The 25,001-nt window shown below is 51.6% G+C and carries 20 protein-coding genes and 4 pseudogenes; 13 read left to right on the top strand and 11 right to left on the bottom strand.

Annotation, left to right across the window (positions count from 1 at the left end; genetic code table 11):
- Window positions 1-146 precede the first annotated feature (146 nt).
- From hutH to JCM15908_RS02110, 3 genes and pseudogenes are all read left to right on the top strand, one after another.
- Window positions 147-1,621: pseudogene (hutH, locus tag JCM15908_RS11710) on the top strand (histidine ammonia-lyase).
- A 196-nt stretch (window positions 1,622-1,817) separates the two neighbouring features.
- On the top strand, window positions 1,818-3,065 hold the full coding sequence (gene hutI, locus JCM15908_RS02115; RefSeq protein WP_025002084.1) for an imidazolonepropionase: 1,248 nt from the start codon (window positions 1,818-1,820) through the stop codon (window positions 3,063-3,065).
- A gap of 341 nt (window positions 3,066-3,406) precedes the next feature.
- On the top strand, window positions 3,407-5,038 hold the full coding sequence (locus JCM15908_RS02110; RefSeq protein ID WP_025002083.1) for an anaerobic C4-dicarboxylate transporter: 1,632 nt from the start codon (window positions 3,407-3,409) through the stop codon (window positions 5,036-5,038).
- 101 nt (window positions 5,039-5,139) lie between these two features.
- On the opposite strand, the gene JCM15908_RS15330 is transcribed toward JCM15908_RS02110, so the two are convergent.
- From JCM15908_RS15330 to JCM15908_RS02065, 8 genes and pseudogenes are all read right to left on the bottom strand, one after another.
- Window positions 5,140-5,271 (bottom strand): hypothetical protein, encoded by a 132-nt coding sequence (locus tag JCM15908_RS15330; RefSeq protein WP_262498833.1) that lies wholly within the window; start codon window positions 5,269-5,271, stop codon window positions 5,140-5,142.
- 384 nt (window positions 5,272-5,655) lie between these two features.
- The gene (locus tag JCM15908_RS02100; RefSeq protein ID WP_025002082.1) at window positions 5,656-7,134 is read right to left on the bottom strand and encodes an MBOAT family O-acyltransferase; all 1,479 of its coding nucleotides are present in this window, start codon (window positions 7,132-7,134) and stop codon (window positions 5,656-5,658) included.
- A 75-nt stretch (window positions 7,135-7,209) separates the two neighbouring features.
- Window positions 7,210-7,983 carry an SGNH/GDSL hydrolase family protein gene (locus JCM15908_RS02095; protein ID WP_025002081.1) on the bottom strand — a complete coding sequence of 258 codons (774 nt, stop codon included), beginning with the start codon at window positions 7,981-7,983 and terminating at the stop codon, window positions 7,210-7,212.
- 5 nt (window positions 7,984-7,988) lie between these two features.
- Window positions 7,989-8,741 carry an exodeoxyribonuclease III gene (locus JCM15908_RS02090; protein ID WP_025002080.1) on the bottom strand — a complete coding sequence of 251 codons (753 nt, stop codon included), beginning with the start codon at window positions 8,739-8,741 and terminating at the stop codon, window positions 7,989-7,991.
- Between the two features lie 35 nt (window positions 8,742-8,776).
- Window positions 8,777-9,370 (bottom strand): GTP cyclohydrolase I FolE, encoded by a 594-nt coding sequence (gene folE / locus JCM15908_RS02085; RefSeq protein ID WP_025002079.1) that lies wholly within the window; start codon window positions 9,368-9,370, stop codon window positions 8,777-8,779.
- Between the two features lie 105 nt (window positions 9,371-9,475).
- Window positions 9,476-10,219 carry an SPOR domain-containing protein gene (locus tag JCM15908_RS02080; protein ID WP_025002078.1) on the bottom strand — a complete coding sequence of 248 codons (744 nt, stop codon included), beginning with the start codon at window positions 10,217-10,219 and terminating at the stop codon, window positions 9,476-9,478.
- Window positions 10,220-10,305: 86 nt separating this feature from the next.
- Window positions 10,306-12,404, bottom strand: a pseudogene (locus JCM15908_RS14280) (BT_3928 family protein).
- Window positions 12,391-12,945 (bottom strand): DUF1599 domain-containing protein, encoded by a 555-nt coding sequence (locus JCM15908_RS02065; protein WP_025002077.1) that lies wholly within the window; start codon window positions 12,943-12,945, stop codon window positions 12,391-12,393. Before JCM15908_RS02065 ends, JCM15908_RS14280 begins: the two are co-directional and overlap by 14 nt.
- 372 nt (window positions 12,946-13,317) lie before the next feature.
- On the opposite strand from JCM15908_RS02065, the gene JCM15908_RS02060 reads away from it, so the two are divergent.
- From JCM15908_RS02060 to JCM15908_RS11700, 3 genes and pseudogenes are all read left to right on the top strand, one after another.
- Window positions 13,318-14,751, top strand: a complete 1,434-nt coding sequence (locus JCM15908_RS02060) for a CCA tRNA nucleotidyltransferase (RefSeq protein WP_025002076.1) — start codon at window positions 13,318-13,320, stop codon at window positions 14,749-14,751.
- A gap of 372 nt (window positions 14,752-15,123) precedes the next feature.
- Window positions 15,124-15,693, top strand: coding sequence for a xanthine phosphoribosyltransferase (gene xpt, locus JCM15908_RS02055; RefSeq protein ID WP_025002075.1), 570 nt, complete (start codon window positions 15,124-15,126; stop codon window positions 15,691-15,693).
- Window positions 15,694-15,831: 138 nt separating this feature from the next.
- A pseudogene (locus JCM15908_RS11700) lies at window positions 15,832-17,174 on the top strand (nucleobase:cation symporter-2 family protein).
- A gap of 99 nt (window positions 17,175-17,273) precedes the next feature.
- Here JCM15908_RS11700 and JCM15908_RS02045 read toward each other — a convergent pair.
- Entirely contained in the window at window positions 17,274-18,056 is a 783-nt protein-coding gene (locus JCM15908_RS02045) for a radical SAM protein (RefSeq protein ID WP_025002074.1), read from the bottom strand.
- Between the two features lie 235 nt (window positions 18,057-18,291).
- On the opposite strand from JCM15908_RS02045, the gene JCM15908_RS02040 reads away from it, so the two are divergent.
- The 6 genes from JCM15908_RS02040 (at window position 18,292) to folK (ending at window position 23,003) form a co-directional block, all read left to right on the top strand.
- Entirely contained in the window at window positions 18,292-19,170 is an 879-nt protein-coding gene (locus JCM15908_RS02040) for a cell division protein FtsX (RefSeq protein ID WP_025002073.1), read from the top strand.
- A gap of 123 nt (window positions 19,171-19,293) precedes the next feature.
- Window positions 19,294-19,536: a DUF3098 domain-containing protein gene (locus JCM15908_RS02035; RefSeq protein WP_025002072.1), complete on the top strand. Its 243-nt coding sequence runs from the start codon at window positions 19,294-19,296 to the stop codon at window positions 19,534-19,536.
- Window positions 19,536-20,552: an undecaprenyl-diphosphate phosphatase gene (locus JCM15908_RS14970; protein ID WP_025002071.1), complete on the top strand. Its 1,017-nt coding sequence runs from the start codon at window positions 19,536-19,538 to the stop codon at window positions 20,550-20,552. Before JCM15908_RS02035 ends, JCM15908_RS14970 begins: the two co-directional genes overlap by 1 nt.
- Window positions 20,553-20,579: 27 nt before the next feature.
- On the top strand, window positions 20,580-21,278 hold the full coding sequence (gene truB, locus JCM15908_RS02025) for a tRNA pseudouridine(55) synthase TruB (RefSeq protein WP_025002070.1): 699 nt from the start codon (window positions 20,580-20,582) through the stop codon (window positions 21,276-21,278).
- Between the two features lie 122 nt (window positions 21,279-21,400).
- The gene (locus JCM15908_RS02020; RefSeq protein WP_025002069.1) at window positions 21,401-22,585 is read left to right on the top strand and encodes an S-adenosylmethionine:tRNA ribosyltransferase-isomerase; all 1,185 of its coding nucleotides are present in this window, start codon (window positions 21,401-21,403) and stop codon (window positions 22,583-22,585) included.
- A 10-nt stretch (window positions 22,586-22,595) separates the two neighbouring features.
- Entirely contained in the window at window positions 22,596-23,003 is a 408-nt protein-coding gene (gene folK / locus JCM15908_RS02015; protein ID WP_025002068.1) for a 2-amino-4-hydroxy-6-hydroxymethyldihydropteridine diphosphokinase, read from the top strand.
- Window positions 23,004-23,096: 93 nt separating this feature from the next.
- Here the strand turns inward: folK and JCM15908_RS14275 are convergent, their stop codons facing one another.
- Together JCM15908_RS14275 and JCM15908_RS11695 are read right to left on the bottom strand one after the other, a co-directional pair.
- On the bottom strand, window positions 23,097-23,525 hold the full coding sequence (locus JCM15908_RS14275; protein ID WP_084607804.1) for a Fur family transcriptional regulator: 429 nt from the start codon (window positions 23,523-23,525) through the stop codon (window positions 23,097-23,099).
- Between the two features lie 97 nt (window positions 23,526-23,622).
- Window positions 23,623-24,428: pseudogene (locus JCM15908_RS11695) on the bottom strand (GSCFA domain-containing protein).
- A 96-nt stretch (window positions 24,429-24,524) separates the two neighbouring features.
- On the opposite strand from JCM15908_RS11695, the gene JCM15908_RS02000 reads away from it, so the two are divergent.
- Window positions 24,525-24,983, top strand: coding sequence for an NUDIX domain-containing protein (locus tag JCM15908_RS02000; RefSeq protein ID WP_025002066.1), 459 nt, complete (start codon window positions 24,525-24,527; stop codon window positions 24,981-24,983).
- The last annotated feature ends 18 nt before the right edge of the window (window positions 24,984-25,001 follow it).

Raw genomic sequence — 25,001 nt, 5'->3', positions numbered from 1 at the left:
AAGCCCTAAAGCGATTCCTAAGAAAGTCCTAAAGAGATTTCCAAGGAAGTCCTTCGGCCGCTCCCAAGAAAGCGTTTGCACCGCCCGGGCATAACGGCTTTCGGCTGTTTCCCCATCCTTAATAATAATATAACAAATCAACAACAATGACACATCAAATAAGTGCAGAACATCTCTCCATCGAACGCATCGGGGAGATAATAGAAAAAGGTATCAAACTTGAACTCTCTGACGACGCACGCCAGCGCATTGTCCGTTGCCGCGAATACTTGGACAAGAAGATAGAGACATCAGACAAACCAATCTACGGCGTAACTACCGGCTTCGGTTCGCTCTGCAAAATCTCCATCGACAAGCAGCAGCTCTCCGACCTTCAGAAGAACCTGATGATGTCGCACGCCTGCGGTGTGGGCGAACGCGTGCCTAATGACATCGTGAAGATAATGCTTCTGCTGAAGATTCAGTCCCTGAGCTACGGCTTCTCCGGCTGTCAGCTCGTAACGGTAGAGCGTCTGATAGACTTCTTCAACAACGACATCTATCCCGTTGTATACATGCAAGGCTCGCTCGGGGCATCGGGCGACCTCGTGCCATTGGCTCACCTCTGCCTTCCGCTGCTGGGAATCGGCAGCGTGGAACTGAACGGCGAGGTAATCTCCGGCGAAGAAATGCTGAAGAAGATGAACTGGAAGCCCATCCAGCTCGTGTCCAAAGAGGGTCTGGCACTGCTCAACGGCACGCAGAACATGAACGCATTTGCCGTTTGGTGCCTGCTTCAGGCACAGCGTCTGAGCGACTGGGCAGACAAGATTGGAACCATGTCGCTCGAGGCTTACGACGGCCGCATCGAACCGTTCACACACGCCGTACACGCCGTCCGTCCGCATCAGGGACAGATAGAGACCGCTGCACGCATCCGCGAACTGCTCGAAGGCAGCGAGCTTATCAAGCAGCCAAAGGTCAACGTGCAGGATCCATACTCCTTCCGTTGCATGCCGCAGGTTCACGGTGCATCGAAGGACACTATCCGCTACGTGAAGTCAGTCATTGACATCGAAGTGAACGCAGCTACCGACAATCCGACCGTCTGCCCCGACGAAGACCTCGTCATCTCTGCCGGCAACTTCCACGGTGAGCCTATCGCACAGCCGATGGACTTCCTTGCCATCGCACTTTGCGAACTCAGCAACATCTCCGAACGCCGCATCTACAAGCTCGTTTCCGGCACACGCGACCTCCCAAGCTTCTTGGTTGCCAAACCGGGCGTAAACAGCGGCTTCATGATTCCGCAGTACACCGCAGCCTCCATCGTAAGCCAGAGCAAGATGTATTGTACGCCGGCTTCTGCCGACAGTATTCCTTCCTCGCAGGGACAGGAAGACCACGTCAGCATGGGTGCCAACGCAGCCACGAAGCTCTATCAGGTAGTGCTGAACACCGAGCGCGTGCTCGCCATTGAACTCTTCAATGCAGCACAGGCACTCGAGTTCCGTCGCCCTTTGAAGTCTTCTCCGGCCATCGAAGCCATCTTCGATGCCTACCGCAAGGTAGTGCCGTTCGTCGAGAACGACCAGTTCATGCTCCGCACATCGCCAAGTCGGTGGAGTTCCTGCGCAAGTAAATAAAATCCGCTTCCCCTCTCCGAACCGGAGAGGGGGAAACGGATACCGCTACTTGCCGTATTGCAGGCTGTTCCCTTTCTTTCCAAGAGAACTATGAAGCTGTTAAATCATCATTAACCCTATAACAAAATCCTATCCCTCCTCATGTTTCCCCTCCCCTCGCTTTGAGGGAGGACAGAGGGAAAGGCCTCTACTATGAAACTATTAATAACAAACATAGGCATCCTCGCAGGTATCGGACACGACGGCAAACACTGCCTGAAAGGCGAGGAAATGGCACAACTCAATGCCATAGAAAATGCTTTCCTCTATGTAGAAGACGGACGCATCGTGTCGTATGGCCCACGCATTGACACGCCGCAGGTAGACCGCAGCACAATGATTGTGGATGCAGAAGGCGGTGCAGTGCTGCCGTCATTCTGCGACTCCCACACCCACGTCGTCTATGCAGGAAGCCGCGAGGGCGAATTTGTAGACAAGATTCGCGGACTGAGCTATGCGGAGATTGCCAAACGAGGCGGCGGCATCCTCAATTCCGCCGACCGGCTGCACGAACTTTCGGAAGACGAACTCTACGAGCAGGCAATGAAGCGCGTAGACGAAGTCATCCGCAAGGGTACGGGCGCAATGGAGATAAAGAGCGGCTACGGACTGAACCTCGAAGACGAGCTGAAGATGCTGCGCGTCATCCGCCGTATCAAGGAGACCGCTCCCGTAAAGGTGGTGGCAAACTTCCTCGGTGCACATGCCGTAGGACGGGCCTATGCAGGCCGGCAGGCAGAATACGTAGACCATATCATCAACGACATGCTCCCGGCAGTGGCAAAGGAAAACCTTGCCGACTTCATCGACGTCTTCTGCGACGAAGGCTTCTTCACCCCCGACGAAACCCGCCGACTGCTGCAGGCCGGCGCCAAGTATGGCCTGCGCGGCAAGATACACGGCGAGGAACTTGCCGTTTCGGGTGGCGTAGAGGTGGGCGTAGAGTGCAATGCCCTCTCCGTAGACCATCTCGAAGCGATGGACGACCACGACATCCAGCTCCTCAAGGATTCCGAGACCATACCTACTGCCCTGCCCGGCACGTCGTTCTTCCTCAACATGCCGTTTGCTCCGGCCAGAAAGATGATAGAGGCAGGACTGCCGGTGGCCATAGCCTCCGACTACAATCCCGGCTCCACGCCGTCAGGCGACATGAAGTTTGCCGTATCGCTGGCCTGCATCAAGATGCGTCTGATGCCGGCCGAAGCCATCAATGCGGCAACACTGAACTCCGCCTGCGCCATGGGACTGAGCGAGGATTACGGTTCGATAACCGTAGGAAAGGTCGCCAACTTCTACATCACCGCCCCCATCCCGTCCATCGACTTTATTCCCTACGCCTACACTACCCCCATCATTCAGCGCGTATTCCTCAAGGGCGAAGAGTATATACGGGGATAGCCCCATGCACAGGGCCGTTTCCGGCACACTCTCCGCATAACTGCAAATCATCCGACAGGGAAGAACGGTACAACATCGTTCTTCCCTGTCTGCCTTTACGGCATTTTGCAGCCTCAACGATACAGGCATCACCACTTCAACATACACCATCAGACCTGCCGCACATACATCACACAGCCGCCACAACGCCCAAGGGAAACCCCGAGCGACATGCCACTTTTCAACTAAACGCCCGATTTCTTAAGCAAAAAGACAGATAAGCAACAAATAATATAACAGAATTGTCGTACTTTTGCAGTATCCTTAACTGGGTCATTACATAAACATTAAACAAAAAGCCTATGACAATCTTAATGATTATTGAGTTGTTAGTCGTACTCATCGCCCTATGGGTAGGAGCGCGCTATGGTTCGCTGGCCCTCGGTGCCATTTCCGGTATTGGCCTCGCCATCCTCGTATTCGGCTTCCAGCTGAAACCGGGCGAACCGCCTACGGATGTGATTTACATCATCATCGCCGCCGTAACCTGTGCCGGAATCCTCCAAGCCTCGGGAGGAATGGACTGGATGATACAGATTGCAGAGAAACTCCTGCGGAAGCATCCCGACCGTATTACCATCCTCGCCCCGTTCACCACATTCTTCCTGACAATACTTGTAGGTACCGGACACGTCGTCTACACGCTGATGCCCATTATCTGCGACATCGCCCTGAAGAAAGGAATACGTCCCGAGCGTCCCTGCGGAATAGCCAGCATCGCCTCTCAGATAGGCATCACGTGCTCTCCCATTGCAGCCGCAGTAGTGGCCTTTGCCGCCATCTCGGGCGACAACGGATTCAATGTCAGCAACATTCAGGTCATCATGGTGAACATCCCTGCCTGTATTCTCGGAATACTGGCAGCCGTAGCCTATAGCTGGAAGAGGGGCAAGGACTTGGACAAAGACCCCGAATTTCAGAAAAGAATAAAAGACCCCGTCCAGTACGACTACATATACGGCAGCACCGCAACCACCCTCGACAAGGAAATATCGCCCGAAAGCAAGCGTGCCGTGTACATATTCATGGCATCCCTCGCCGTCATCGTCGTCTTCTCCGTTACCAGCATGTTCGGCATCAACATACTGCCTGAATACAGCAGTGTAAAGGCGGTAGACCATGTAACGTCCGTCAGCATGCTTCCGACACAGGAAGACACCACGCTCGTCAGGTCGTACTACATGCAAGGAGCGAAGAAAGTCTACCTCGCAACGGACAAAGACGTCAGGACGGCAGAAGCCAAGGGCCTTCTGATAGAGCACGAGCCTGACACCGTCACCATTGCGGCAAAGACCCCGGGCAGAGTAAGCATAGACACGAAGAAGCTGGTAAGGAGCAGCATCGTCGTGGACGGAATCACGCAGAAGGCCTCCAAGCCGCTCGCCATGAACATCGTCATTCAGATAATCATGCTGACAGCCTGCGCCCTGATGATTGTATGCTGCAAGGCAAAGCCCAAGGCTGCCATATCGGGTCCCGTATGGCAAAACGGAATGGTGGCCGTCGTGGCCATCTACGGCATCGCATGGATGAGCAACACCTACTTCGACAACTATCAGGAAGAGATGCAGCTGCTCCTCGGCGGCATCGTTCAGGACTATCCGTGGGCCATCGCCTTTGCCTTCTTCGCCGTCTCCGTACTCATCAATTCGCAGGGGGCGGTCGTCGTCAGCATGCTGCCCCTCGCCTATTCGCTGGGCATCCCGGGATGGATACTCTTAGGCGTCATGCCGTCGGTCTACGGCTACTTCTTCATCCCCAACTACCCGTCGGACATTGCGACCGTCAACTTCGACCGCTCGGGCACAACCGTCATCGGCAAGTATCTGCTCAACCACTCCTTCATGGCACCGGGAATGATTCACGTCGTCGTCGCCACCATTGCCGGACTGGGCATCAGCTACATCTACCACTTCCTGCTGGGCATGTACTGACAAGCATCCCCAAGGCAAGGAAGGACAAACAGCACAAACGACACACAAGCAGAGACGGGGCGCAGTCCCGTCTCTGTCATTACAGGCACGCCGCAGCGGCATCAACCGTGGCCCTGCATACCGGCATGGCCGTGCCTGTCCAATCCATACGCCACAACATGCTCCACAGAGAGCCTGCCGATGCCCCATCCCCCCTGCACCACCGAAAAGACACCGATTCGCAGCACTGCCATACCGGCACTACAAACGTATCCGACTCATAAAGCCCTTGGACATAGTTTATTATACAAACGTGTATAACTTATTATACAAGCGTATACAGATCATTATACAAACGTGTATAAACCATAAAACGAAAGGGACACTTTGACACGACGAAAGTGTCGCTTTGACGATGCGAAAACGGCACTTTCGTTTTGCTGCCATAAGACTTTCCAAATGGAGCTGTAATAAGTTGAAAACAAAGTGCCGTGAGAGAGGTTCATAAAGACTGACGGACAGCCCTGCCGCTTCTGCCGACTTAACTAATTTGCCTTGGGCTGCCTGCTACGCCACGGGCAGAATTCAATGAGTGGGAAAGGGCGTGGCTGCCGTTTCCTCTGAAGACAAGGGGCCGCCTAAAACTGGGTATATACAAACGGCTGAACGTTGTCCATACTGAGATGAATGACCATTTGGACGACAACGGCAAAGACAATGAACTTCACTATCCACGGAAAGCGGACGAAACGCTGCTGCATCCAGAGGTAATCCGACTCACGAATGGAGTGGAGTTCCAATCCGACGGCAAGAAGAAGCATCCACAGCGGACGTGCCATTACAAAGGGATGGAAGTCGGCCAAGGTAAAATCGTCGCAGACGTTGCCTATCAGCGCAAAGGCTGTGTCTATATCCGGCGAGCGGAAGAATATCCACGCAAAGGCCACGTATCCGAAAGTGACGGACCAGCTGATCACCCTGACGGCGAGGTTGTCGGGGATTCGCTTCAGCAGATGGTTGTTCAGGAACTTGTGGCAGACCAGCCCCACACCATGGAGAAGTCCCCAGACGACGAACATTCCCGATGCTCCGTGCCATAGTCCTGCCACTATCATGGCTATGAAGCTGTTGGCGTAAGTGCGGAGATTCCCCCGCCTGTTGCCTCCGAGAGGAATATAGAGATAGTCGCGAAACCACGTAGACAGCGAGATATGCCAGCGGTGCCAGAACTCTGTCAGGTTGAGGCTCTGGTAAGGAAAGCGGAAATTATCCTTCAGCTCGAATCCCATGAGGGCTGCTATGCCTATGGCGAGGTCGCTGTAGCCGGAGAAGTCGCTGTAAATCTGAAGGGTGTAGCCGAGCACTCCCATCACGTTCTCGAAGCCGGAATAGGCTGTAGGGTCGCTGAATATCCAGTTGTTGTATTGCGCCAGATAGTCGGCAATGACGCCTTTCTTCAATAGTCCGCAGACGATGAGCCACAAACCGCGGTCGACGAGTTCCTTACTGACGGGACGAGGCTGGCTGATTTGGGGTATGAGCACTCCGGCACGGGTGATAGGCCCGGCAACAAGGAGGGGAAAGAAAGTAAGATAGAAGAGATACTCTACAAGTCCTGTTGTCTTCGGAAAGCGTTCTTTGTAGACATCAACGGTGTAGCTGATGGCCTGAAAGGTATAGAACGAGATGCCGATTGGCAGGAAAAGATGTTGCAGGGCAAAGTTGGTCTTCAGCAGGTCGTTGAAGATACTGAGCGTGAAGTCGGTGTATTTATAATACAGAAGGGGCAGAAGTTCAATGAGAATGACGAGCCACAAGCCTGCCCTACGGGGTGTACCGCGCCTGAGACGCATCATCTTCGGGGTGAGAAACCACGAGAGCAGTGCCGTCGTGGGGAGGAGGACCATCAGCGCGCCGTTGGCCTTGAAGGCGAAGAAGAGGCTGAACGCTACGACATAGAGCTGCATCCAGCTCCGCCGCTCCTTGCAGAAGACGAGATAGAGGGCAAAGAACGCCACGAAGGCTGCCATGAACGGAATCGTGCATAGCGACCAACTGCCGTCGGAAGTGGAAAGGAACGACAGCAGAGAGGGGAGTAACTGGCTCGGTTCTATCATCTTTCTGAAGGCTTTGCCGGGTGGAAAGGCATGTCTGGAAGACTGTATTCTGACAGGCGACGCTGCCTTTGTTCATTATTTGGAGGCTCTCTCTCCGTATCCCTCGAATGTGGGTTGAAGAATCTGGGTAGAGGCTGCCTTGTGGTGGCTCTCGGGCTTCTTCAGGAGCAAAGGGCCGGCACAATGGCGGCTTTGCAGGAAGACGGCCACGCTGTCCATCCATTGCGCGGCAGCGGCCCGGGTGGGATGGTAGTGGTCGGGGCCGCGCTTGAGTTGCAGGTGCCGGCTGTCGAAGAAGTGTTCTTCCCCGACCTCTTTCCTGATAATGTCCACGATGCCCGTGTCGCCGTTCCAGTCGGCAGGACCAATCCATACGAATGGAAGCGTGGAGAGCTTGCCGGCAAGCGTTCGGATAAACCGGGTACGCTCCGGAAGGTCGTTGACAAACAGTTCGTTGCTTCCAAGGCAGATTAGCAGGTAGGTGGGCTTGTACTGCTGCACGTAGTGTTCGAGCGTTTGGGTGTTGGCCCACCGTTCCGTGGTAGAGCTGTACCATATCACGGTGTGAAGGGTATGGCCATTCTCCTTGGCATAGTCGCCCAACCGGAGGGAAAGCCCTTCGAGCATCGAATCGCCTATAAAGAGTATTGTCTGACGGGTGGCAAGATGCCGCTGAATCCTTGTCTTCGGTACGGCGGCAGCAGGCCGGAATGGTCGTTCCAAGGCTGCCAAGTTGATTTTTCGCAGTATCAAGCCGCCTATCGACCATTCCGTGGGAATGGCTGCATAGACAATGACGGCTGCCAATACGGCAGCCATCAGCAAAAGCAGCTTGATTTGCTCGCGCATATCATTTATATCTTCAGGTCAACTTCCACTGGACAATGGTCGCTGCCATATACTTCGGTGTGGATTTTGGCTTCTTCGAGCTGGTCGCGAAGACGGTCGGAAACGAGGAAATAGTCAATGCGCCATCCTGCGTTCTTCTCTCTCGCCCTGAAACGGTACGACCACCACGAGTAGGTTATCTGTTCGGGATAGAGCGTGCGGAAGGAATCGAAGAAGCCGTTACCCAACAATGTTGTCATTTTCTCGCGCTCCTCGTCGGTGAAGCCTGCGTTCTTTCGGTTGCTCTTCGGGTTCTTCAGGTCTATCTCCTGATGGGCTACATTCAGGTCTCCGCACACTATGACGGGCTTTTTCTCGTCCAGCCGGTGCAGGTAGGCTTGGAAGTCGTCCTCCCACTGCATACGGTATTCAAGCCGGCGAAGCCCGTCCTGCGAGTTGGGTGTATAGACCGTAACAAGATAGAAGGTCTCCATCTCGAGCGTGATGACCCGTCCCTCATGGTCGTGCTCGTCTATTCCTATGCCATAACCGACGCTTAGGGGCTTGTGCCGTGTGAAGATGGCAGTACCTGAATAGCCTTTCTTGTCGGCGTAATTCCAATAGGAATCATATCCGGGGAAACTGATGTCGAGCTGACCTTCCTGCATCTTCGTCTCCTGCAAGCAGAAGAAGTCGGCATCCAGAGCCTCAAAGCTCTCCTTGAATCCCTTGCCCACGCAGGCTCGCAGCCCGTTGACATTCCATGAAATGAACTTCATTATCTAATTGAATGTTGCTTTACGGTTAATCTTGATTATATTCTCTTGGACTCGGTACGCAGCAGATTCATAAACTCTTCGCGTGTCTTGGCCTGATTGAAGGCTCCGCTGAAGGCACTGGTCGTCGTGATGGAGTTCTGTTTCTCTACTCCGCGCATCTGCATGCACATGTGTTTGGCCTCCACGATGACCATGGTTCCGAGAGGATGAAGCGTATCCTGTATGCAGTCCTTGATTTGTTCGGTCAGCCGTTCCTGCACTTGCAGGCGGTGGCTGAATATATCGATGACACGGGCAATCTTGCTCAATCCCGTGATGTAGCCGTCGGGGATATATGCCACATGCACTTTGCCATAGAAAGGAAGTATGTGGTGTTCGCACATGGAGAAAAAATCGATGTCCTTGACTATTACCATCTGATTGTATTTCTCGGCAAAGAGGGCGTCGGTGAGCACCTTGTGCGGATCCTGCGTGTAGCCTCGGGTCAGTATCTGCATGGCCTTGGCGACGCGCATCGGCGTCTTCTCCAAGCCTTCACGCTGTGGGTCTTCGCCCAAAAGGGTGAGTACTTCCTTATAATGTGCGGCGAGCTCATCAAGACCGTCGCGGAATTGCGTTTCTGGATTCATTGTATCTTTATTTGATATGATTAGATTTTGAATATGAAATTTCGTTGGAAATGACCGGGTCATTGGGGAGGGATAGGGCTTGCCTGACGTTTTCGGACAGCAAACTCATTCCACGGGCGTACTGGTCTTGATTGTTACCATGGTGCGAATGACACAAGCGTGTGGAAATCCTGACGCCTTCAGCTTGCGCATTACCTTGCGTGCTTGTTCATAAGTGGTAAAATTGCCCACTTGACACATCCATCTCGGCGAATAGAAATGCACGTAGACGGGCTGATCGGGATATATCATCTTCACCGACTGACCTGTTTTTTCTGCTTTTTGACGGGCTGCGCGCGTGTTGCCTCCCGAATACGCCTGTACGCGGAAGCCGCGGACTTTCTTTAAGGTCTTCAGTACGCGCTTTACAACTACGCGTCGTTCTCCCGTTTCTCCGTCTGTTGCAGAACGTTGCCGACGCACTTTCCTCATGACGAGCTTTGTTCTCGGGGCAACGGGAGTAGGACTGACGACTACTCGTGGGGCTTCTATCTTGTGATTGTCGGGCTTGGGTGCCGCAATCTTCTTGGTTTCTTGTGTAAGTGTAGTGGTGGTATTGGGCGTGGGAGTCTTTACGGCACCGGCACGGTGGAGCCGTTCCAGTTCCTTGGCTCTTCTCTTTTCTTCTTTCGCGGCTTTCTTTGCCGCTCTCTTTTCAGCCTTGATTTGTTCCTTGGTCTTGGCTGCTGATTTCTTGCCATTGACCAATGCGTCAATGTCAGCACTCTGCGTAACAGTAACGTTTCCTTGCGCACTGGCCGTCATCACGGCACAGCAGGCAATGAATAATATGGTCAGGAGTCTTTTCATCTTCTTGTCTGATTAAAAGGATTCGGCAAGCAGCCGTCTCTGAAAAGGCGGACTGCTTGCTGAATCGGAATGGGACGGAAGTATGATTACTTCTTCCAAGCGTCGATGATACCCTTGAAATCGGCAGCCTTCAGGGAAGCCCCACCTATCAAGCCACCGTCAATATCAGGCTTGGAGAAAAGTTCCGGCGCATTGCTGGCCTTACAGCTGCCACCGTAGAGGATAGAGGTCTCTTCAGCAACTTCCTTGCCATACTTCTCTGCTACAATAGAACGGATGTATGCCAACATCTCCTGCGCTTGGTCAGAGGTTGCAGTCTTGCCTGTGCCGATGGCCCATATAGGTTCGTAAGCGAGGATAATGCTTTTCCATTCCTCGGCTGTCAGGTTGAAGACAGAGCCGTCGAGTTCAGCCTTAACTACCTCGTTCTGCTTTTCAGCCTCGCGCTCTTCGAGAGTCTCACCGCAGCAGAAGATTACTTTCAGACCGTTGGCAAGAGCGAGCTTTACCTTTTCCTTCAGAATCTCTGCAGTTTCTCCGTAGTACTGACGACGCTCGGAATGGCCGAGAATGACGTATTGCGCCCCCGTGCTCTTGACCATGGCAGCAGATACTTCGCCCGTGTAGGCTCCCTTTTCCTTATCTGCACAGTTCTCGGCACCGAGACCAACAATTCCGCTGTCAAGTACACCCGCAACGCTTGCAAGATGAATAAACGGTGTGCATATAACTACATCGCAGTTTGGCTTCTCAGCTTTCAGAGACTCGTTGATTTCCTTTGCCAGTGCGATACCTTCCTGCAAGGTTTCATTCATCTTCCAGTTACCTGCTACAATTTTCTTTCTCATTTGTCTTTTACGTTTTATAAGTTGATATAATCTGTTGGATTGCTCTTTCTGCTTCACCCACTCCTCACGCTTCTTCACCCATTGCGTCCATGCCCAGATGCGGTCGGTGATAATCAGCAATATCAGTGGGAGAATATAGCAAATGATAATCAACACTATCTTCATCCACGTATGATTTTCCGGCTCGTGCCCTTCCTGAATGAGAGATAGCGGTGCGTTGAGCCTCCCGGCAGTGGGAAGGTCGTTCTGACTCCATTTATTGATGATAGTTCCCTGATAGAGCAGTACCAGCCCCGGGCTGCTTCGGATAACCGTTTTCAACGTTATGCCATCAGTGATATAGAACGGATATTCCGCCCCTGTGATGTCGCGCCAATGCCCGATACCCTTTTCCGTACTCGCGGTAAGACCGTAAAAGGCATAGCCATTCGCTTTGGCATATTCGTAAATATGGTTTATCTCATCGAAATTGCTGTCATCTGCCGTCTCCAAATAGGGAGCGACGAGCAGGAATGTATAGCCTTTCTTGTCAAGAATCTGCTGTGTCAGGTCTTCGCCCGTCTCCCCGTCGGTGATGGAAAAATCATGAATGGGCGGCTCGTAACCTTGTTCCAGTATCTCCTGCCTGCTGTCCTTGAACACCCACGTGGTGTCGTTGTACGGGTAATTGTTCTCATCGAATTCTTTCTCTACTCCGTTTTTTACACAGACAAAGGTCGTCTTGTACTTCGTCTGCTTTGCTCCCTCAGGCACTTTCATCCCCTCACTGATATTCTGTCCGATATAATAAGGACGGAAATCGAAGATGGCAGGTGGTAAAGGCTCAATGCCGACGCAACGAGCGTGAAGATTATCGTAAAGTAGATGGCTATCCACTGGTTCGTCTTCGATATAAACCGCACCTGATAGAGAGGATATCTGACAACGACAAGGGCAGCCAAAAGCAGCACTACATTCTTGCCGAACGTCTGCATGTTGGTCAGCCGGATGGCATCACCAAAGCAGCCGCAGTCCTGAATAGGCTCTCCGATAGCCAGCCACAGCGTGACGGCAGTCATAAGAACCATGAACACCGTCGTCATCTTGCTGACCACACGCCGCTGAATAGCCAAGAGCAGCAACACTCCCAACGTAAACTCCATACCGGAAAGCCCGATGGAAACCAGCAACTGCACCCAGTCGGGCAAAGAACCAGCCAATCCCACAGCTTCAAGATAGTCGCCTATCTTGTATTGGGTGCCCAACGGATCAATCGCCTTGACGAATCCGGAGAAGATAAACGTCAATGCCAACAGGGCGCGACAGGTATTGACCAAGTATGACTTAAACTTGTTCATTCAGTTGGATAGCTCCGAAAACGGCGTAATTGATTATGTCCATATAGTTGGAGTCTATCCCCTCACTGACGAGGGTGGCTCCGTTGATGTCCTCCATCTCCTTCACGCGTTCTATTTTCGTGAGGATGAGGTCAGTGTAGCTGCTCACGCGCATATCCCGCCAAGCCTCTCCGTAGTCGTGGTTTTTCTTAAGCATCAGCTCGTAAGCCTCCTTGGCATGCCGGTCGTACAACTCCAGTGCCTCTTCTGCCGATATGTCGACCGTGTCCACAAACCCTTTCTCCAGCTGTATCAGCCCTATCACGCCATAGTTGATAAGGGCAATGAACTCCGAGCGGATATCATCGCCTACCAGATTCTGCCCCGTTATCTCTATGGAACGGATGCGCTTGGCCTTGATGAAGAGCTGGTCGGTAAGCGAGGAAGGACGCAGGATGCGCCACGAAGCACCATAGTCGTGCAGCTTCTTGGCAAAGAGCGTCCTACATTCCACCAGCACTCCCCTAAATTCCTCCTTGGTTTCTGAAGTCTGAGTTGTCATTATCCAATTCTTATTTGACTGCAAAAATACAGAAAATCATTCTAATAAACGAATGATTTACCAATATTCCTGCTCCCGGCAACAAATAACTGAAGCGCAGAAACAAAGCAGCAGCATATCCAAACGCGTTTTAGCGGCTACACCGACTCAGCCTTTCAAAAACTTGAGAGTTCGTTTTTTGGTACTATCTTGGCATTAGACAAACAACGAAAACATCAGAAGCGACGGGAAAGTATTGTGCACCAAACAAGCTGCAAAGCAAGTTTCCGTCCGCTGTTTTTCAGCAGCTGCCATGCCGCTTTGTCTCACTGACGATTTGTGAGACTTGAAGAAAATGATTACCTTTGCAGCCACGAAATAATAAAAACTTATATGCGAGACCTCTCAAATGCCGAACTGGCAGAACTTCTCAATAAAGACATATTCCACAAAATATCCGAGGCGGCCGACAAGCTGGGCCTTGAGTGCTACGTCGTGGGCGGATACGTGCGCGACCTTTTCCTCGGACGGCCTTCCAACGACATCGACGTAGTGGTCGTGGGCAGCGGCATACGGGTGGCAAGCGAGCTGAAGACCATGCTCGGCAAGAAAGCCCATCTCTCCGTTTTCCGGAACTTCGGTACCGCACAGGTGAAATACAAGGGAATGGAAGTGGAATTTGTCGGGGCGCGAAAGGAAAGCTACAGCCACGACAGCCGGAAGCCCATAGTGGAGAACGGTACGCTCGAAGATGACCAAAACCGCCGCGACTTCACCATCAACGCGCTTGCCGTCTGTCTCAACCACAAGCGATTCGGCGAACTGATTGACCCCTTTGGCGGTGTCGACGACCTTTGGGATGGCATCATTGCTACGCCACTCGACCCAGACATCACCTTCTCCGACGACCCCCTGCGCATGATGCGCTGCATCCGCTTTGCCACCCAACTCAACTTTTTCATCGAAGACGAGACCTTTGCCGCCTTGGAGCGGAACGCCGACCGAATCAAGATTATCAGCAGTGAGCGAATAGCTGACGAGATGAACAAGATTATGTCCACTCGCACCCCAAGCAAAGGGTTTATCGATTTACAGCGTTGCGGACTCCTACAGCTCATTCTTCCCGAACTGACAGCACTCGATATAGTAGAAAAACGCAACGGAAAGGCACATAAAAACAACTTCTACCACACCCTCGAAGTGCTGGACAACATCTGCCTCCATACCGACAACGTGTGGCTGCGGTGGGCGGCTCTCTTCCACGACATCGGGAAACCGAAGAGCAAGCGTTGGGATGCAGCGACAGGATGGACGTTCCGCAACCACAACGTCATCGGAAAAAAGATGATTCCGGGCATCTTCCGAAGGATGAAACTGCCCATGGACAGCAAGATGAAGTACGTGCAGAAACTTGTCGACCTCCACATGCGCCCCATCGCGATAGCCGACGACGAGGTTACCGACTCGGCTGTCCGCCGACTGATGAACGATGCTGCCGAAGACATCGACGACCTGATGACGCTGTGCGAAGCCGACATCACGAGCAAGAACTACGTGCGAAAGCAGCACTTTCTCAACAACTTTAGGATTGTTCGCAAAAAACTGGCAGACCTAAAGGAGCGCGACTACAAGCGCGAACTGCAACCCTGCATCGACGGCGACGAGATAATGGAACTGTTCCACCTGAAGCCCAGCCGCGAGGTAGGGGAACTAAAAAAGCACCTGAAAGACGCTGTCCTCGACAACCGCGTGCCCAATGAGCGCGAGCCTCTACTCGTCCTGCTGAAAGAAAAAGCTGCCCAAATGGGGCTGACACAACAGTCCTGAAGACCGGGCCTCCTCACCCGTTTTGCCAAAGTGCCACTTCCGCCTTGTGAAAGTGGCACTTTGACCCTGCGAAAGTGCCGTTCTCGTTTTGCGAGTACGGCACTTTCATTTTTCAAGAAATCCATCTGACAAACACGGATGCCCACAAAGATATGTCCCTACGGACTTTCCCGAATACCGACACATATTTTCCCAACAAGACCTGCAGCTCCGCCGTTTCTCCGCATGGCGTAAAGAATGGATGACGATGACGGAACGACAACTACTTTTTATATGTGGAAAATAACGAAAATACAACATTTTTTTATTACTTTTGCATGCAATTAATTCGGGAGAGCACCTTTGGCTTTCCCCTTAAAAGAATATTATACAATGAAAGCATTAATAGACCGTATCCTGCGCGATGGCAAGTGCTATCCGGGAGGTATTCTGAAGGTAGACAAATTCATCAATCACCAGATGGACCCGAACCTAATGAAGCAGATTGCCGTAGAATTGATTCGCCGCTACGCTTCGACCGAAATCAACAAGATTATCACCGTGGAGGCAAGTGGCATAGCCCCGGCCATCATGATGGGCTTCCTCTTGGATTTGCCCGTGGTCTTTGCCAAGAAAAAGAAGCCGTCTACCATGGCTGACATGCTTTCTACTACCGTCTTCTCGTTTACCAAGCAGCGCGAATATCACATTGTCATCTCGAAGGAATACCTGACCAAGGACGACAAGGTGCTTTTCGTCGACGATTTTCTCGCCTACGGCAATGCCGCCAAGGGCATCATCGACCTTTGCCGTCAGGCAGGTGCGGAGCTTGTCGGGACGGGATTCATCATAGAAAAGGCCTTCCAGCACGGCCGGGAAGTCATAGAGGGGGCAGGAGTGCGCTGCGAGAGCCTTGCCATAATAGACTCTTTGGACAACTGCGAGATAAAACTGAAAGGCTGAGCCTCCCCCATCCTCCCAAGAAAGAGGTGAGAGCCTCACGAAATGCAGCTTTCCGACAGCCGGGCAGACGAAAGCTGCCCGATGCTAAAGGTTCGTTTAGCAGACTATAATACTTCTAACAAAAATAAAAACACACAAATGGAAGAATCGAAAGAACTCATCTATGGACTCGAAGACCGTCCACCGCTGCGCGAGACACTCTTTGCAGCACTTCAGCACCTGCTTGCCATCTTTGTCGCCATCATCACACCGCCCCTCATCATCAGCTCTGCGCTGAAGTTTGACTTGGAGACTACGGGCTTTCTCGTGTCGATGTCGCTCTTCGTATCGGGAATAGCCACCTTCGTTCAGTGCCGCCGTATCGGGCCGTTCGGTACGGGACTGCTCTGTATTCAGGGCACTTCCTTCTCGTTCATCAGTCCGATAATCGGTGCAGGTATGCTTGGAATGGCAAACGGAAAACTTGATACGGAGCAGGCTTTGGCCTATATCTTCGGTGCCTGCCTCGTAGCGTCGGTTGTCGAGATGGTCGTCAGCCGCCTGCTGCCCTATACCCGTAAGATTATCACCCCGCTCGTCTCGGGCATCGTAGTGTCGCTGATAGGTATGTGCCTTATCAAGGCAGGCATCAATTCGTGCGGAGGTGGTCAGTCGGCAGTTGATGCCGGCACATTCGGGTCAATGCAGAATCTGGGCCTTGCCCTCTTGGTACTGGTCAGCATCATTGCTTTCAACCGCTCCAACAACCGCTTCCTGCGCATGGCTTCCATCGTCTTGGGACTCGTCATAGGATGCGTGGCAGCCTACTTCTTGGGAATGATAGACTTTTCGCAGTTGGGCAATGGCAGCGGACTGAATGTCCCCGTGCCTTTCAAATACGGCCTGAGCTTCGACGCAGGCTCCATCATCGCCTTGGGACTTATCTATCTTGTTACGGCCGTGGAGGCTTTTGGCGACATCACTGCCAACTCGCTCATATCGGGGCAGCCCGTTGAAGGCCCTGTCTTTATGAAGCGCGCTCAGGGAGGTATCCTTGCCGACGGCTTCAACTCTATGCTGGCAGCGGTCTTCAATAGTTTCCCGAACTCTATCTTCGCCCAAAACAACGGCATGATACAGCTGACAGGCGTTGCCAGCCGGTATGTAGCTACTTTATAGCCGGTGCGCTCGTAGTGCTGGGACTATTCCCCATTGTCGGGCAGATGTTTTCTCTGATTCCCGACAGCGTCCTTGGCGGTGCTACGCTGCTGATGTTCGGTACGGTGGCTGCCGCAGGAATCCGCATCATAGCCTCTACCGAAATCAACCGCAAGGCTGTTCTCGTCATGGCCATCAGCTTTGCCATGGGTTTGAGCGTAGAACTTGTGCCGGGCATCCTCGACCAGATGCCGGACATAATCAAGAGTATTTTCTCCAGCGGAATCACTACGGGAGGACTTACTGCCATCCTTGCCAACGCCTTCATCAGGATAAAGGAGTAGCCAAACAACACCGGGCACATTCGCCTGCATGCAGTGAACGTGCCCAGATATGAAATCAGGGGGCAGCCGCTTCGGGACTGCCCCTTTTTGCTGTCCTGTTCAGTATGAGGCCGTACAGGGGATTCCGAGTGCCACGACGCGGTCGCGGATGGCATCGAGTTCTTCACGGGTGGCCTTCAGAAGATTCTTGTCGGGCGTCTCGCGGTCGATGGTATAAATCATCACCTCGCGCGGAGCAATGTCGCGGACGGCTTCGAGCCACGGTGCAACGTATGCCTCGCCCGTGTTGTCTACGTCGATGCCGTCTTCGGAAGTACCTTTCATAAAGAGTGTCTGAATGATAGCCTGCCCGTTGAACGACTTGATGCCGTCAACGATACGGCCAACATCGTATGACGGCTGTGTAGGGCGGTCCACCTTATTAATATAGTCGGCACTGATGGTGTCGAGCTTCAGGATATTGTTATCTACCTTTGTCAGTGCCTCGTGAATCTTGGGCCGGTGTATAAACGTGGAATTGCTGAGAACCGAAATCTTCGCCTGCGGGCAATACCTGTCGCGCAGACGAATGGTGTCGTCTATGATTTCGGGGAAGTACGGGTGCGAGGTCGGCTCTCCATTTCCGGCAAAAGTCAGCACGTCGGGGCGTATATCCTCTTCGTGCATTTCCTTCAGCTTGGCTTCCAAAGCCTCGGCAACGGCCTCACGGGTGGGGTGTGGGGTCTTGGTACGGTGGTCTTTGTTGAATCCGCACTCGCAGTAGATGCAGTCGAAGGTGCACACCTTTCCGTCGGCCGGCAACAGATTGATGCCAAGCGAGATGCCGAGACGACGGCTATGTATGGGGCCGAATATGGGAGAGGGGTAAATGATGGTGCTCATAATGATTGTATGAATATGAGATTGAAAAATAACGGGACGCGAAATTTGATACACCGACGGGGTGAATCCGCCGGGCACAATATTCTCAAGCAAAGGTAAGATAAATAAATTGTTTAGTTCGGAGGTTGCAGAGAAAACTTTGTGCAACTCTAAATAAAGCCTAAATTCTTTTGTTTTTCCTCGCTTTTACCGTACCTTTGTATCCAAATACATTGTATTATACGCTTTTTTAGGAATGGCAAAAAGACGAAATAAGGCCCGCAGTCATCACAGTCTGCAGGTTGTTACACTATGTATAAGCACGGCAATGGTGCTTATACTTATCGGCATGGTGGTACTTACCGTGTTTACAAGTCGCAATCTCAGTTCATACGTCAAGGAGAATCTTACGCTGACAATGATTCTTCAGCCCGACATGAGCAACGAGGAGGGGGCACAGCTCTGCAACCGCGTGGAAGGATTGGAGTATATCAACAGTATCAGCTATATCAGCAAGGAGCAAGCCCTCAAGGAGGGCACGAAGGAACTGGGGGCAAATCCTGCCGAGTTTGCAGGGGAAAACCCGTTTACGGCAGAAATAGAGGTGCAGCTGAAAGCCAACTATGCCAACAACGACTCCATCAAGTGGATTTCCAAAGAGCTTCGCGCCTATCGTGGGGTGAGCGATATAACCTATCGGCAGGACCTGATAGAAAGCGTCAATCGGACATTGGGAAAGATTGGACTGGTGTTGCTCATTATCGCCGGACTGCTGACAGTGGTTTCATTCTCGCTGATTAACAATACCATCCGCCTGAGCGTCTACGCCCGTCGTTTCACTATCCATACGATGAAACTCGTCGGTGCTTCGTGGAACTTTATCCGCCTGCCTTTCCTCCGCCGTGCGGTCATCGAGGGATTTATCTCTGCCGTGATGGCCATTGTTGTACTTGGCATCGGCATGTACTTCCTTTATCAGTACGATTCTGAAATATCGGTAGTGCTGAACTGGGAGGTGCTCGCTATTACAGCGGCTGTCATGTTGGCCTTTGGCATCATTATCACCTTCTTTTGCTCTTGGCTTTCTGTCAACAAATTCTTACAGATGAAAGCCGGCGACCTGCATAAGATATAAGGAATATAAGAAGTAAAATAGCAGAAGGGAAAAGAATCTGACAGGCGTTGCCCCGTGTCGGCCATGCCGGTTACGGAAATTCACTGTCGCCTTTCAGGTTCTTAGACATCGAAACAACAGAATATGGATAAGAGAAATTTAGCTTTTGGCAAGGTCAACTTCATCTTGTTGGCTATCGGACTGGCCGTGGTTATCATCGGCTTTGTGCTGATGAGTGGTGGGAACTCAAATGAAACGACATTTGACCCGGGCATTTTCAGTGCCATGCACATAAAGGTTGCCCCCGTCGTTACTTTTATAGGATTCATTTCCATCATCGGTGCCATCATATACAGACCGAAAGATGCCAACGACGCGGAGGTATAATGACACTGCTACAGACCATTATTATCTCTATCGTGGAGGGACTGACGGAGTTTCTTCCTGTCTCGTCTACGGGCCACATGATTATCACTCAGAATCTTCTCGGAGTACCACAGGGCAATGAGTTTGTCCATGCCTTTACGTTTATCATTCAGTTCGGGGCCATCCTCTCGGTAGTCTGCCTGTACTGGAAACGTTTCTTCAAACTTGAAAGCAATCCGGTCATTGCCGAAAACTCCCTATTTGGCAAATTCATAAAGAAGTACTGGTGGTATTGGGGGGTGCTGACAGGATTCGTTGGGGGCTGCATAGCAGGCTATTCCCTTATCAAAGGCGTTTTCCTGACGGGACTGCTGACAGCCGCTATTGTAGCTTTGACGGTGGTGGTACTGGGGTTTGTACTCAGAATCTTCATAGAACGACTGCAATTCTATTGGTTGCTTGTCGTTGGAGTCATTCCTGCGGTGATTGTGGGACTTCTTGCCAAGAAGAGCGGTCTGCTTGACTGGTTGCTCGACTCTGTCTGGGTCGTAGCCGTAACACTGGTTTTGGGTGGAATTTTCATGCTCTTTTGCGATAAGATTTTCAACAAGGGAGCAGACGAGAATATCGTCAACGAAAAGCGCGCATTTCATATCGGTATGTTTCAGTGCCTTTCGGTAATACCGGGCATGAGCCGTTCCATGTCTACAATCGTCGGTGGCATGGCATGCGGACTTACCCGCCGCCGTGCAGCAGAGTTCTCCTTCTTCCTTGCCGTACCCACTATGGCGGGGGCAACGCTACTCGATTTGATTGACTTATTGAGGGGAGACAGCTCTTGGGCTACCTCCGACAATCTGACAATGCTTGCCGTTGGCTGTGTGGTCTCTTTCATTGTGGCTCTCCTTGCGATGAAATGGTTTGTCGATTTCCTTGCCAAATATGGCTTTAAGGCGTTTGGCTGGTATCGTATCATCGTTGGCGGAATCATCCTTGCGATATTGCTATCGGGTGTTTCGTTGAACATGGTAGATTAACACTAACACTTCTAAACCGCCATTCCTATGAATTTCAAAGAGGGAACCATTATCCCGATAGACAAACCATACGGCATTACGAGCTTCAAGGCGTTGGCACACGTGCGCTATCTCTGCACACAGGCGAACGACGGAAAGGTGAAAATCGGACATGCCGGTACACTTGACCCTTTGGCAACAGGAGTCCTGATACTTGCTACGGGCAAGATGACCAAACAGATAGAGACCTTGCAGGCCCACACAAAGGAATATGCGGCAACCATTCAGCTGGGTGCAACTACTCCGAGCTACGATATGGAGCATGAAGTGAACGAAACCTTTCCGACAGAACACATTACCCGTGAACTGATAGAGCAGACATTGCCACTCTTTATGGGTGATATTGAACAAATTCCGCCTACTTACAGTGCTGTAAAAGTAGATGGAAAGCGTGCTTTTGACTACCGTCGGAGAGGTAAGGATGTTACATTGAAACCCAAAAACATACATATAGACGAGATTGAAATCACGGATTTTGATACTGAAAAAATGCAGCTGATGATTCGTGTAGTCTGTGGAAAAGGCACCTATATACGTGCCCTTGCACGCGATTTGGGCCGAGCTCTGAATAGCGGAGCCTACCTGACGGCTCTCCGCCGTACCCGTGTAGGCGAAATTAGGGTGGAGAATTGTGTCGATTACGAGCATTTCGACGAATGGCTCCAGCAGCAGGAAATAGAGAAGTAAAGAGATAAAGCATACAAGAATATAAAAGTAAAAGGTTTCAACAGGCATTGCCGCTTGTCCCCTTGGATGACGCAAGGAGATAAACAGACATACCTGAACACCTTAACTCCTCAAATAGAAATATGAAGCTTTCACAATTCAAATTCAATCTGCCCAAAGAACAGGTGGCTTTGTACCCACATTCGTCCGAGCGCACATTGACGCGGAACGACGGTTCTACCCAAGTCTTCAAGATAACTCGCCGTGATGAGGCTCGCCTAATGGTGTTGCACCGCAAGTCGCAGACCATAGAAATGTACAACAAAGAGGTGAAAGGGAAGGCCACGGAAGAAGATTACATCCGTTTTAAGGATGTTTTCAACTACTTCAATGAGGGTGATACATTCATCTTCAACGATACAAAGGTATTCCCGGCACGCCTCTATGGCACAAAGGAAAAGACAGATGCGAAGATTGAAGTATTCCTGCTCCGTGAACTGAATCAAGAGATGCGGCTCTGGGACGTGCTGGTAGAGCCTGCCCGGAAAATCCGTATCGGGAACAAGCTCTTTTTCGATGAGTCGGGGACAATGGTAGCCGAAGTGATAGACAACACCACTTCGCGAGGAAGAACCCTTCGTTTTCTGTATGATTGTCCGCACGAAGAATTCAAGCGCGAACTCTATGCGCTCGGCGAAGCTCCGCTCCCTCGTTACATCATAGACAACCGGCCGAAAGTGGAGGGAGAAGACTTTGCGCATGCAGATGCCGAGGATATGGAGAACTTCCAGAGTGTCTTTGCTGCCAAGGAAGGAGCCGTAACGGCACCGGGCACCAACATCCACTTCTCAGACCAGATGATGAAGATGATGGAAATACGCGGACTGAAAGCAGCTTTCATTACCCTTCATTGTGGCTTAGGCAATTTCCATGACATTGAAGTGGAAGACCTGACCAAGCATAAAATGGACTCCGAGGAGATGCACATAGATGCCAAGGCCTGCCAGACGGTCAATGACACGAAGCGCGAAGGCCACCATGTCTGCGCGGTTGGGGCCAGTGTAGTGAAAGCCACGGAAACAGCGGTCGGCACAGACGGACTTCTGAAAGAGTATGACGGATGGACCAACAAGTTCATTTTCCCTCCATACGACTTTGGCTTGGCCGATTCCATGCTCGTAAACTTCTATCATCCTTATTCCACCCTGCTGATGGAAACAGCTGCCTTTGGCGGTTACGACCTTGTCATGGAAGCGTATGACAAGGCCGTCAAGGCAGGATACAACTTTGGCTGCTTCGGTGATGCACTGCTGATTTTGAACGATTAAGCAACGAAACATGCACACAGTATATTTAGGTCTTGGCTCCAACCTTGGCAATCGCAAGGCAATCATGCACGAGACCATCGGTAAAATAAACGAGACGATTGGGGACATTGTGCTTCAATCGTCTTTTTTTGAGACTGAACCATGGGGATTCGACAGCCCCAACAAGTTTCTCAATGCCTGTGTCTGCGTTGACACCCAGCTCGCACCCCGTCAGCTGCTGGAGCAAACACAACGGATAGAAAGGGAAATGGGGCGCACGCACAAGTCGGTCAACGGGCGATACGAAGACCGCATCATCGATATTGACATCCTGCTCTATGACGACCTACATATCAACGAACCTGACCTGAAAGTCCCCCACCCTCTGATGGAGGAGCGTGAATTTGTGATGAGACCACTGAAAGAGATTATGAAATAGCTCACAAAAGCATACTTTGCAAGCTCATTTCTATACGCTGCTTCCTCCAATGTCCGTCATAAATGGCCCTATATGACTATACCCATAGCTGCATTATAGGAGCTTCTTCCGTGAGCATTGGGGGCACAACCCCTTGACCATAAAGTTTACGGTCTGGAGAACATAGTCTTCGGGCAGCTGAACTTTGGGGACGGGGATGTCGCTGAGGCAATACGTGCGATGACAATGCTCGCAATAGAAATGGACGTGCATGTCTTCGTCGTGATCCTCGTTATGGCTAAGGCACAATTCATAACGTACAACGTCGTTGCCATCCTCCACCTGATGTACCAAATGGTGATTGCGGAAGAGCGTCAGCGTCCTGAAGATGCCCGACTTATCTATAGTCTGCAGCTTTACTTCCAGTTCTTTCATCGACATTGGATAGCTTTCAGCAGCCAGCGCACCTGCTATCAGCAGCCGGTTGGCGGTCGGCTTGACACCGTGCCGGGTCAGGAGCGAGATTATAGTGTCTTCAGTCATAAGCAAATGCTATAATATAAGGAACTTTCCTTGTTTTCTTTTTCTATTCAGGGCCAGACCTTGACTACATGCGCAGGCAGCCACAACATGGCCATTCTTATGTTTCAGTACAGATTCCGTACTTAGCCATCAGCTTTCTTTCCTTTTCTCGCACGCCGGCTATGAACGCCTTGTACTCCTCGCTCTCGGGATGGAAAGGACGATGCGCCAGAGCCGCCTTCACAGGACTCCATTCCCGCAGAAACTCCCGGGCCGCTTCAGAGAAGCAGACTGCTGCCAAGCGTTCCCAAATATACTCCACCGCCTGATCGGTAGGATGAAGCATGTCGGCCTTATAAAAGCGATAGTCGCGCAGTTCGTCGTTGACAATCTCGTAGGCAGGGAAGTAATAAACCGTGTCCCCATAGAGTTTAGTCAACCTGTCGGCTGCCAAGAGGAGGACTGACTTGGAGAGCTGACTCCCATGATAGCCGTACTTGGCATAGCGGATAGGGCTGACGGTCAGGATAAACCGTGCTGACGGATTTCTGTGCAGGACTTTCCCAACGGCACTTTCAAGGCTTCCACACATTCTTCTACCGATAGTTCCCGCTCCTCAAAAAGCCGTTGGGGACGTTTCCGGCAGTTATCCACTATCTCACCCGTCTCCTTTTCTATATATACGTGGTTGGTTCCCAGCGTGATAACGACCGTATCGAAAGTCCCCTCCACCTTATCTACAGTATGGAGGATGGACACCGGATTGTACATCACGCCAAAAGGATTGACCACCGTGCGAAAACGTTCTTCGCTGAATCGCCGGCCGATATTGTCAGCAAAGCACGAGCCAACAAACAGCATCCGTTCGCAGGGATGCAATTCAAACGCCGGGCGTGGCAGATTGACTATGGTTCTGAAATCCATAGCTACAAAGTTAATAAAAAATAAACAGAGGAAGACAGCTCTATAGGAATATTTTTATACTTTTGTACTGACAATGACACTTAAAGCACTTACCCGATGTACACTTACAGATACCCTCATCCGGCCGTTACGGCCGACTGTCTCGTGTTTGCACACACGAATGACGGCATGAAAATCCTGCTCATTCAGCGAAAGAACAATCCCTGCAAGGGGCAATGGGCGTTCCCCGGCGGATTCATGGAAATAAACGAGACCACAGCCGACGCAGCCCGACGAGAACTGAAAGAAGAGACAGGACTAACCGTAGGAAAGCTCCATCAGATTGGCGCGTTCGACGCCGTAGACCGCGACCCGCGCGAGCGAGTCATCACCGTTGCCTACTATACGGTTCTCGACCATCCCATAGAGGCCACAGGAACCGACGATGCCGCCAAGGCCGAATGGTTTCCGCTGAAAGCGTTACCCCAACTGGCGTTCGACCATCAGGAAATCCTCAGACAGGCAACCGACAGAATCTGCATTGCAGAAGTACAAGGCCGTATGGACGAAAAGTAATCTGCCAAGGGCACAACG

Origin of the sequence: Prevotella dentasini JCM 15908 (assembly GCF_000614065.1) — a bacterium.
Lineage (GTDB): Bacteria > Bacteroidota > Bacteroidia > Bacteroidales > Bacteroidaceae > Prevotella > Prevotella dentasini.
This window is presented reverse-complemented; position numbering and strand designations above follow the sequence as displayed.

Excerpts from the sequence above, each read along its gene's own strand:
- hutI (WP_025002084.1), top strand. The coding sequence starts at position 1,818 with ATGAAACTATTAATAACAAACATAGGCATCCTCGCAGGTATCGGACAC.
- JCM15908_RS02110 (WP_025002083.1), top strand. The coding sequence starts at position 3,407 with ATGACAATCTTAATGATTATTGAGTTGTTAGTCGTACTCATCGCCCTA.
- JCM15908_RS15330 (WP_262498833.1), bottom strand. The coding sequence starts at position 5,271 with ATGGCAGTGCTGCGAATCGGTGTCTTTTCGGTGGTGCAGGGGGGATGG.
- JCM15908_RS02100 (WP_025002082.1), bottom strand. The coding sequence starts at position 7,134 with ATGATAGAACCGAGCCAGTTACTCCCCTCTCTGCTGTCGTTCCTTTCC.
- JCM15908_RS02095 (WP_025002081.1), bottom strand. The coding sequence starts at position 7,983 with ATGCGCGAGCAAATCAAGCTGCTTTTGCTGATGGCTGCCGTATTGGCA.
- JCM15908_RS02090 (WP_025002080.1), bottom strand. The coding sequence starts at position 8,741 with ATGAAGTTCATTTCATGGAATGTCAACGGGCTGCGAGCCTGCGTGGGC.
- folE (WP_025002079.1), bottom strand. The coding sequence starts at position 9,370 with ATGAATCCAGAAACGCAATTCCGCGACGGTCTTGATGAGCTCGCCGCA.
- JCM15908_RS02080 (WP_025002078.1), bottom strand. The coding sequence starts at position 10,219 with ATGAAAAGACTCCTGACCATATTATTCATTGCCTGCTGTGCCGTGATG.
- JCM15908_RS02065 (WP_025002077.1), bottom strand. The coding sequence starts at position 12,945 with ATGACAACTCAGACTTCAGAAACCAAGGAGGAATTTAGGGGAGTGCTG.
- JCM15908_RS02060 (WP_025002076.1), top strand. The coding sequence starts at position 13,318 with ATGCGAGACCTCTCAAATGCCGAACTGGCAGAACTTCTCAATAAAGAC.
- xpt (WP_025002075.1), top strand. The coding sequence starts at position 15,124 with ATGAAAGCATTAATAGACCGTATCCTGCGCGATGGCAAGTGCTATCCG.
- JCM15908_RS02045 (WP_025002074.1), bottom strand. The coding sequence starts at position 18,056 with ATGAGCACCATCATTTACCCCTCTCCCATATTCGGCCCCATACATAGC.
- JCM15908_RS02040 (WP_025002073.1), top strand. The coding sequence starts at position 18,292 with ATGGCAAAAAGACGAAATAAGGCCCGCAGTCATCACAGTCTGCAGGTT.
- JCM15908_RS02035 (WP_025002072.1), top strand. The coding sequence starts at position 19,294 with ATGGATAAGAGAAATTTAGCTTTTGGCAAGGTCAACTTCATCTTGTTG.
- JCM15908_RS14970 (WP_025002071.1), top strand. The coding sequence starts at position 19,536 with ATGACACTGCTACAGACCATTATTATCTCTATCGTGGAGGGACTGACG.
- truB (WP_025002070.1), top strand. The coding sequence starts at position 20,580 with ATGAATTTCAAAGAGGGAACCATTATCCCGATAGACAAACCATACGGC.
- JCM15908_RS02020 (WP_025002069.1), top strand. The coding sequence starts at position 21,401 with ATGAAGCTTTCACAATTCAAATTCAATCTGCCCAAAGAACAGGTGGCT.
- folK (WP_025002068.1), top strand. The coding sequence starts at position 22,596 with ATGCACACAGTATATTTAGGTCTTGGCTCCAACCTTGGCAATCGCAAG.
- JCM15908_RS14275 (WP_084607804.1), bottom strand. The coding sequence starts at position 23,525 with ATGACTGAAGACACTATAATCTCGCTCCTGACCCGGCACGGTGTCAAG.
- JCM15908_RS02000 (WP_025002066.1), top strand. The coding sequence starts at position 24,525 with ATGTACACTTACAGATACCCTCATCCGGCCGTTACGGCCGACTGTCTC.